At 65.1% G+C, this 7,670-nt stretch carries 8 protein-coding genes and 2 tRNA genes; 9 read left to right on the forward strand and 1 reads right to left on the reverse strand.

Annotated elements, in window-relative coordinates; all coding sequences use genetic code 11:
• Nucleotides 1-87 precede the first annotated feature (87 nt).
• From ON44_RS08325 to ON44_RS08340, 4 genes are read left to right on the forward strand one after another with little or no spacing between them, the layout of a single operon-like run.
• Entirely contained in the window at nt 88-1,167 is a 1,080-nt protein-coding gene (locus tag ON44_RS08325) for a Rieske 2Fe-2S domain-containing protein (RefSeq protein ID WP_040687622.1), read from the forward strand.
• The gene (locus tag ON44_RS08330; RefSeq protein WP_040687624.1) at nt 1,164-1,358 is read left to right on the forward strand and encodes a hypothetical protein; all 195 of its coding nucleotides are present in this window, start codon (nt 1,164-1,166) and stop codon (nt 1,356-1,358) included. The genes ON44_RS08325 and ON44_RS08330 overlap by 4 nt, the downstream gene beginning before the upstream one ends.
• On the forward strand, nt 1,355-2,290 hold the full coding sequence (locus ON44_RS08335; protein ID WP_040687626.1) for a PDR/VanB family oxidoreductase: 936 nt from the start codon (nt 1,355-1,357) through the stop codon (nt 2,288-2,290). The genes ON44_RS08330 and ON44_RS08335 overlap by 4 nt, the downstream gene beginning before the upstream one ends.
• A 23-nt stretch (nt 2,291-2,313) precedes the next feature.
• Entirely contained in the window at nt 2,314-3,096 is a 783-nt protein-coding gene (locus ON44_RS08340) for an alpha/beta fold hydrolase (protein WP_040687628.1), read from the forward strand.
• 42 nt (nt 3,097-3,138) lie between these two features.
• Here the strand turns inward: ON44_RS08340 and ON44_RS08345 are convergent, their stop codons facing one another.
• Entirely contained in the window at nt 3,139-4,092 is a 954-nt protein-coding gene (locus ON44_RS08345) for a GGDEF domain-containing protein (protein WP_040687629.1), read from the reverse strand.
• Between the two features lie 512 nt (nt 4,093-4,604).
• Between ON44_RS08345 and ON44_RS08350 the strand changes: the two genes are divergently transcribed.
• The 5 genes from ON44_RS08350 to ON44_RS08370 form a co-directional block, all read left to right on the forward strand.
• A tRNA-Gly gene (locus tag ON44_RS08350) sits at nt 4,605-4,678 on the forward strand.
• A gap of 44 nt (nt 4,679-4,722) precedes the next feature.
• Nucleotides 4,723-4,796: transfer RNA gene (locus ON44_RS08355), tRNA-Pro, on the forward strand.
• 100 nt (nt 4,797-4,896) lie between these two features.
• Nucleotides 4,897-5,166 (forward strand): hypothetical protein, encoded by a 270-nt coding sequence (locus tag ON44_RS08360; protein WP_040687631.1) that lies wholly within the window; start codon nt 4,897-4,899, stop codon nt 5,164-5,166.
• Between the two features lie 409 nt (nt 5,167-5,575).
• Nucleotides 5,576-6,682, forward strand: coding sequence for a GAF domain-containing protein (locus ON44_RS08365; protein WP_083897719.1), 1,107 nt, complete (start codon nt 5,576-5,578; stop codon nt 6,680-6,682).
• A gap of 266 nt (nt 6,683-6,948) precedes the next feature.
• Nucleotides 6,949-7,670, forward strand: a 722-nt coding sequence (locus ON44_RS08370) for a cytochrome P450 family protein (RefSeq protein WP_169338045.1), incomplete at its 3' end; no start/stop codon positions are given.

Below are 7,670 nucleotides of genomic sequence, written 5' to 3' on the forward strand. Positions count from 1 at the left end.
GACGGAAGTGTGTCTTGGCTCACGCATCGGCGGCCCACACGATGGACCGCACAGCCCGCCAGGGGGATCACATTCAGGAGCATTCCGATGAGCCCGACAACCGCAATTGCCCGCAACCAGTGGTATGTGGCCGCCTATAGCCAGGAGATCGGCCGCGACCTGTTCGCGCGGACCATCTGCAACGAGCCACTGGTGTTCTACCGGACCGAGGACGGTGCGGTGGCGGCACTGTCGGACCGCTGCATCCATCGCCGCTACCCGCTGTCGGAGTCGCGGCTGGTCGGTGACCGTGTCGTCTGCGGTTACCACGGCTTCACCTACGACCGCACCGGCGCCTGTGTCGCGGTGCCCGCACAGACCCGCATTCCCCGTAGCGCCCGTGTGGCCTCTTACCCTGTGGTGGAACAGGATTCGTTCGTCTGGGTGTGGATCGGCGACCGCGAATCGGCCGACCCGGCCGCGATCCCGCGCGCACCGTGGCTGGTGCAGCAGGGTTGGACCACCATCCGCGGCCTGGAGACCATCCGGGCCAGGCATGCGCTGCTGATGGACAATCTGATGGACCTGTCCCACGAAACCTATTTGCACGGCGGCTATATCGGCACACCCGAGGTCGCGGAGACGCCGATCACCACCGAGGTCGACCAGGCAGCCGGTGTAGTGCGGGTGAGCAGGCATATGGACGATGCCGAATGCCCGCCGTTCTATGCCAATTCGACCGGTATCACCGGGCGCATCACCCGCTGGCAGGACATCGAGTTCCAGCCGCCGTGCCTGTACCGGTTGCACAGTCGCGTCGCGCCACAGGGCAACTATCCGCCCGAGGGCTACCTGCCCGGACACGGCGCCGACACCGATCCCGGCGCGTTCCACACCGAAATCGTCTACGCCCTCACTCCGGAAACCGAGCATTCGGTACACGACTTCTGGATGGTGGCAAGGGATTTCGCGATCGACGACCAGGACGTGACCGACTACCTGCACAAGAGCAATCACACCGTGGTCATGCAGGACGTGGTAGCGCTGAACCTGGTCGAGGAGGTCATCGCCGCGGAGGAACGCGCCGGGGGCACCTACCAGGAGCTGTCGATCAATATCGACACCGGCGCGCTGGCGGCACGTCGGTTGATCGCCGAGCTCACCCGGACCGAAGCGACCCGAGCATGACCGCGGCTGCCTGCCACCGCGTGCAGTGGTTTCCGGGCAGCGATCAGCTGCTCGGCCGATGCCATTGCGGCGCAACCCGGATCGCCGATGACCCGATCGAGATCTGGCAGTGGTTGCTCGCCCACCCCGACGGTCACCACGACCGCGCGCCCGATCCGCGGCCCGCGACCCTGATCGGAGCCGGAGCATGACCGCCGAACCGGAATACACCGTCACCGTCACCGACCGCCGCACCCTCGCCGACGGCATCGTCGAACTCACCCTCGCCGTGGCGGACGGACACACCCCGAAATGGCAGCCGGGCGCCCACATCGACCTGATCCTGCGCCCGGACCTGGTGCGCCAGTACTCGTTGTGCGGCGATCCCGACGACCACGACCGATTGACGGTCGCGGTCCTGCGTGCGGCGAGCGGCCGTGGCGGATCGGCCTACGTTCACGACCAGCTGACAGCAGGCGAGCGTCTGCGAATCCGAGGTCCCCGCAACAACTTCCCGCTCCGAGACGCGGAACGCTATCTGTTCATCGCCGGTGGTGTCGGCATTACACCGCTGCTGCCGATGATCCGCACCGTCGCGGGTCGGGGCGGCGAGTGGAGCCTGCATTACGGCGGCCGCACCCGCGCGAGCATGGCCTACCTATCCGAACTGTTGGCGCTCGGGCCGATCGAGGTGCGTCCGCAGAGCGAGAGCGGTCCGCTCGATCTCGACGCCATCCTCTCCAGGCCGGAACCGGGCACGCTGGTGTACTGCTGCGGTCCGGAGTCGCTGCTGGCGGCCGTCGAAAGCCGCTGCGCGGCAACCTGGCCCGCCGATGCCTTGCACCTCGAGCGGTTCGCACCGAAGCCGACCGAAGTGACTGCGGATTCCGCCTTCGAGGTCGAATGCGCGCAATCCGGTGTCACCGTGCACATCCCGGCGAATACTTCCGTCCTCGACGCCATCGAACAGGCCGGTATCGCGGTCTTGTCCTCCTGCCGCGAAGGCACCTGCGGCACCTGCGAAACCGTTGTCCTGGACGGTATCCCCGACCATCGCGACAGCATCCTCACCGCACAGGACACCGACGTGATGATGATCTGCCGCTCACGCGCCCACACCCCGCGCCTGGTCCTGGATATCTGATCCCCTTATCGAAAGGTCCCACTATGCCCGTCGTCCGTGTCTCGGATACCGATGTTCACTACTCCGTCTCCGGTGCCGGACCAGGATTGGTCCTCGTCCACGGCACCAGCATGAGTGCCGAATCCAATTTCGGGCACCTCATCTCCGAGTTCACCGATCGCCACACCGTTGTCGCACCGAACTATGCGGGCAGTGGCGAAACCACCACACCCGACGGTCGACTGACCCTGGACCTGCTGGTCGCGCAGATCATCGCGGCCATCGAGGATGCATCGACCGGCCCGGTCGACCTGGTGGGGTTCTCCCTCGGCGCGGTCGTCGCGGCGGCGGTCGCGGGGCGGCGTCCCGACCTGGTGCGCAGGCTCGTCCTGGTGGCGGGTTGGTCGGTGACGGAGGATCCCCGGCAACTGCTCACCCTGCACGGCTGGGCGGCCTCATTGGAGGCCGGTCCCGAAATGGCCTCCGCATTCGGCCCGCTGCTGGCGTTCAGCCCGGCATTCCTGAGTGGACTCGGCCATGCGGGTCTGGCGCAATTGCGCGCCACGAAACCCGAACCCGGAACGCTGCGGCAGATCGAGGTGAACCTCGAAGTGGACATCCGGGACGAGCTGAGCGGTGTCGTCGCACCGACATTGGTGATCGGCTGCACCCAGGACCAGCTGGTACCGGTCACCCACGCCCGTGACCTGCACGCCGCGATCCCGAACAGCCGATACGCCGAAATCGACAGCGGCCATGTGGTGTTCTTCGAGAAGCCCGCCGAACTCGTGTCGCTTGTACAAGGTTTCCTGCACCCCGCCAGCTGACCGGACCGGCCCGCTGGGGGTGACCAGAGGGCCGGTATCGGATCAGCCTGCGACGGCCTTGATTTCGGGTTTATCGGAGTCGGCGAGGGCGAAGCGGCGTCCGCCCGCGGTCTTCGCCGAATACATCGCGCGATCGGCGCGACGCAGCAGATCGGTGAAATCACAGGAGTCGCCCGGCGGACAGTATGCGGTGCCGACACTGGCCGAGACCGGCACCGGACCGGCCGTCGACCACACCGGATCCCGCAGCGCGACGACGATGCGATGCGCGATTTCGCCGAGCGTGTTGTGCAACGGGTTGGTGGCGAGCACGAATTCGTCACCGCCGTAACGGCAGATGACGGTATCCGGCGGGCAGATCTCACGCAGCCTGCGAGCGAGCTCGACGAGCACCTCGTCGCCGACGGCATGTCCGTAGTTGTCGTTGATCTGCTTGAACCGGTCCAGGTCGATCAGCAGCAGGCCGACGCCGCGGTTCGGGTCGGCCGTCATCAGCCGCACCTTGTCCTGCAGCAGCGTCCGGTTGGCCAGATCGGTCAGCGCGTCATGGGTGGCCTCGTGCCGCAGCCGATGCTGCAGCGCGGCGATCTCCTGCACCCGCAACGACACCGCGGCCGAAATGTGTTGCTCCTGCTGGGCCAGCGCCCGCTCCTGCAGCGCCTGGGCATAGCTGTCGATGGCCTGACTGGCCACCAGCGGCCAGCGCGTGGCGACCAGCGACCCGGGCGCCCCCGCCGGGAAGCCGAGCAGCCAGCGGGTGGCCTGGGCCAGCATTCTGGTCCGTTCGAACGGCGCCTCGACCAGTCGCGCGCCCAAGTTCCGCGCCTCGGGCACCGGAAAGGGCTCGGACCTGGCCAGCAACAGCAGCCGCTCGATGATCTCGACCAATACCGGCTGCAACTGTTGTGGTGACGCGTGTGATCCCGGTTCCGCGCAGACCGCACGCGCCCACGCGCCTGCCATCTGCGCTACGGGTGGCTCGATATCCGCAGACATCGCACTCACCCGCCACGGGTGATGTCGGTACCCGGGTGCCCTGTTCCCACGCAGGTGCCGGCGTCACCCCGATCGTTCCCACTGCTACGCGGTTGTGTCCACCTCGCTTGGTGCACGCTCACCGCCCCCTTTCCAGATACCCCCGTCCGGCAAAAAGGATCCTAGCAAGCCACTCGGCACTGAAAAACGCTGTTTTATAACGAGTTATCGGTCCCTCGCGAATGGCGATCGGGTATGTCATCGCTGTCGGGCCGCCGGCGTTACACATCAATCTGTTCGCCGGGAAGTCGCGGACCGACACGCCGACAGCACGCCGAAAAGGGAGGTTTCCGGCTCACTCGCCGACTCGACGTGATCAGTGATAGCGGTTGGCTACTGTTGGCGGTCCGGATCGTGGGCATATCGGCCCCGCTGAGCGCTTTGGTGGGGGCTGATTGGCGCATCCGAGGCCCGATTCGGTACAGTCGGTTCGCACACGACATCGTGGCGATCCCATCAGATGTCGTATGCCTGCGGGTGTAGTTCAATGGTAGAACCTCAGCCTTCCAAGCTGATGGTGCGGGTTCGATTCCCGTCACCCGCTCCACGCAGGATTCATCCTCGTCGGCACCGTCTTTCGCCGCGAGGTCACGGGGTGTAGCGCAGCTTGGTAGCGCATCCGCTTTGGGAGCGGAGGGTCGCAGGTTCAAATCCTGTCACCCCGACGGAAACAGCGAGTGGGGCTCAGAGAGGGATGAGAGCGGGCCGGAATCCCGTTCCCTCACTTGGGCATCGTCGGTCCGATGATGTTCGAGAGAATGTTGAATGCCAGCGCCGTTGGAGGATCGGGTTGCCAACCTCGAGGCGCTCGTGGCTGTGTTGACGATGCAGCAAGCGGAGACGAGGGCGAAAACTGGTTCGCCGATCGACCTTGTCGCATTGGACGCGAACGTGGCGCGCAACCATGACGCGGTTATCGAAGAGATCGGCAGTCTCAGGGCTGAGATCAATGACCGGTTCGCTGACATCGGTTGGAAGTTGGATCGCATCCTGACAGCGTTAGGAGACGCCGGCCAAGCTGAGGTCGATCGCTAGTCGGAGTGGTTTGCTGGTAGTCGCACTCGTGGATAGCCAGCGCTTCGCTCAGTGTGTTCGGCGCCGAGAAACTTCGGCGATGAGGAGACGCGCTGGTTCGGATGTAGCGGTTCGCCTTCCCACAGGTGCGAATACAGGTCGAGCATTCGGGCGGCTGCTTCGGCAGAATGGCGATCGAGATTCTGCGGTACCGCGCCCGTCCGCTTCGTGCCCCGAGGCCCTCGAGGGCCGGATGCGTCCGGCGATCCTGCGGCCGACGCCCTTTCGCGTCTGCGGCGCGCCCACACACCTAGGTAATCAACGCGGCTGCTCACCTGGCAGCACCCGATGTCGACACCTCCCCTATCTGGGAATACTGAACCGACGTGCAGACAAGTCGCATGGGAACGGTTGGGGCGGAGGGAATGTGATGATTCCGTGGGTGACGGTGGAGACGTTGGCCCCGGGGGTCGCTTCGGTGGCTTCGATGGGGGACGCGCCGCGTAGTTTCGCCAGTTGCGACCGTGTTGTGCAGCGAATGCTGGCGAAGAGTCCGGCGCTCTATGACACTCTCACGACCCGCGATATCACCGGGATGATCCGCTTGGTGAACCTTCGGGGCGAGGACATGGATCTGACCATCCCGACCGGGGCTGGACCGCACACACTGATGCTACGGCCGGTGCTCGGTCCGGCCGGCGATGTGCACGCGGTGCGGTTGTGGCTCGGTCCCGCCGCGGCGCCGATCCCGCCATTGCGCCCGGCGGTCGGTCTGATCTGGGAACTCGATACGCAGCAGATCCACCAGCCCATCGGCCTTCGGCAGTTGTGCGGTGTCGAGGCCCAAGAGTATGTGCCGCGACGTTCCATTGCCGAACTGTTCCATCGGATTTCGAGATTCGATCGACATGTGGAGGTGCTCGATCTGCTCTACGGTCCGGTGCCGGGGCACAAGCTCCAGTTCGACGTGATCGTGACCAGTGGGTCCGCACGACGAGGGCAATGGCGGATCACCATGCGGGCTCGCGATGACGAACGCACCCGCGGCGCCTGGTGGTTGATCGAAGACATGACCTCGGACACCATGCCCCCGCCGGCACCGACTCTCGATCACGTCGGGCTGCGGGAAGCCCACCGCCGTGCCGGGACTTATCTGGCTATCGTGCAACTCGAGCACGCCACCATCTCCCATTGGCTCACCGACCCTGCCCCGTGGGTCCGGTGGGATTACCTGTTCCGGCCGGTCGATGTGTTCCATCCCGGTGATCGTGCTCGATTGGTCGAGCTCGGCGGCAGGCTCGCATCCGGCGGTGCGGCGGAAGTTACCGTACGCACGTTGAGCTACGGCGGCGAATACACACCGACATCATTGTTGCTCTATCCGTATCCCGGATATTCGGTACGCCAGCTCACCATTGCCCAACTCGTCGACATCGGCGACGACCTCCCGATCGCGCAACCGAGTGAACCCGTCGGCTACGACGAACAACTGTGGCGCTGTCGGTCCAACCGAATGGCACGTGTCCCGGCTCACTGAGTGATGATTCACCGTTGGGTAGGGGCTTGGCATCGGTAGCGACCGACCGGTGCTCGCTGGGCCGCGGTGCCGAGATGCCCGTGGATCTACCGATGTTCGGGACCTACCTATTGCGCGATCGTTACCCCGACCCACCACTTGCCTGCGTGACATGGCCAGCGTTTGGAGTTTCGCTTTTGACCACGCAACATCCCCCACCCGACACCGATACTTGTCCGGTTCCGCACCACGTATCGCCCGCCGGGGGCGATGGTGACTTCGTTCCGATGCATTCCCCGGCATTCGCCGCCGATCCACACACCGCTTATCGCGAGATGCGTAGCCGCTACGGCGCGATGGCGCCGGTGGAACTCGCGCCGGGAGTGCCCGCGACCCTGGTGCTCGATTACTACACCGCAGTGCGCATCTTGAACGATCCAGACCGTTTCCCCGCTGATCCACGGGGCTGGGAGCAGACGATCCCCGTCGAATGTCCGGTGCGGCCGATACTCGAGTGGCGTCCGAACGCACTGCGCAGTGCCGGTCACGAACACACCCGCTATCGGCAGGCCATCGCCGCGGCCATCGATGGGGCTGATCTCCATGCCCTGCATGCCACCGTGGAGTCCATCGCCGTACCACTGATCGAGGCCTTCAGCGCGTCCGGTACGGCGGACCTGATCAGCCAATACGCTTTACCGCTCGCATTCGGCGCGATCAACGCCATGCTGGGCTGTCCACCGGAGATCGGACAGCAGGTCGCGCAAGCGACTGCCGCGATCTTCGAGGGGGTCGACGCCGAACAAGGCAACAAAATGCTCAGCGAGGCCTTGCTGGGCCTGATCGCCTTGAAACGGGCCGAACCCGGTGATGACATCACAACGCGACTACTCGAACATCCAACCCGGCTCGACGAGTCGGAGCTGATTCATCAACTCGCCATCTTGTATGGCGCGGGAATCGAACCGCAACAGAATCTGATCGTCAATACGCTGCTGCTGATGCTCAC

The organism is Nocardia vinacea NBRC 16497, assembly GCF_000308835.1.
Lineage (GTDB): Bacteria > Actinomycetota > Actinomycetes > Mycobacteriales > Mycobacteriaceae > Nocardia > Nocardia vinacea.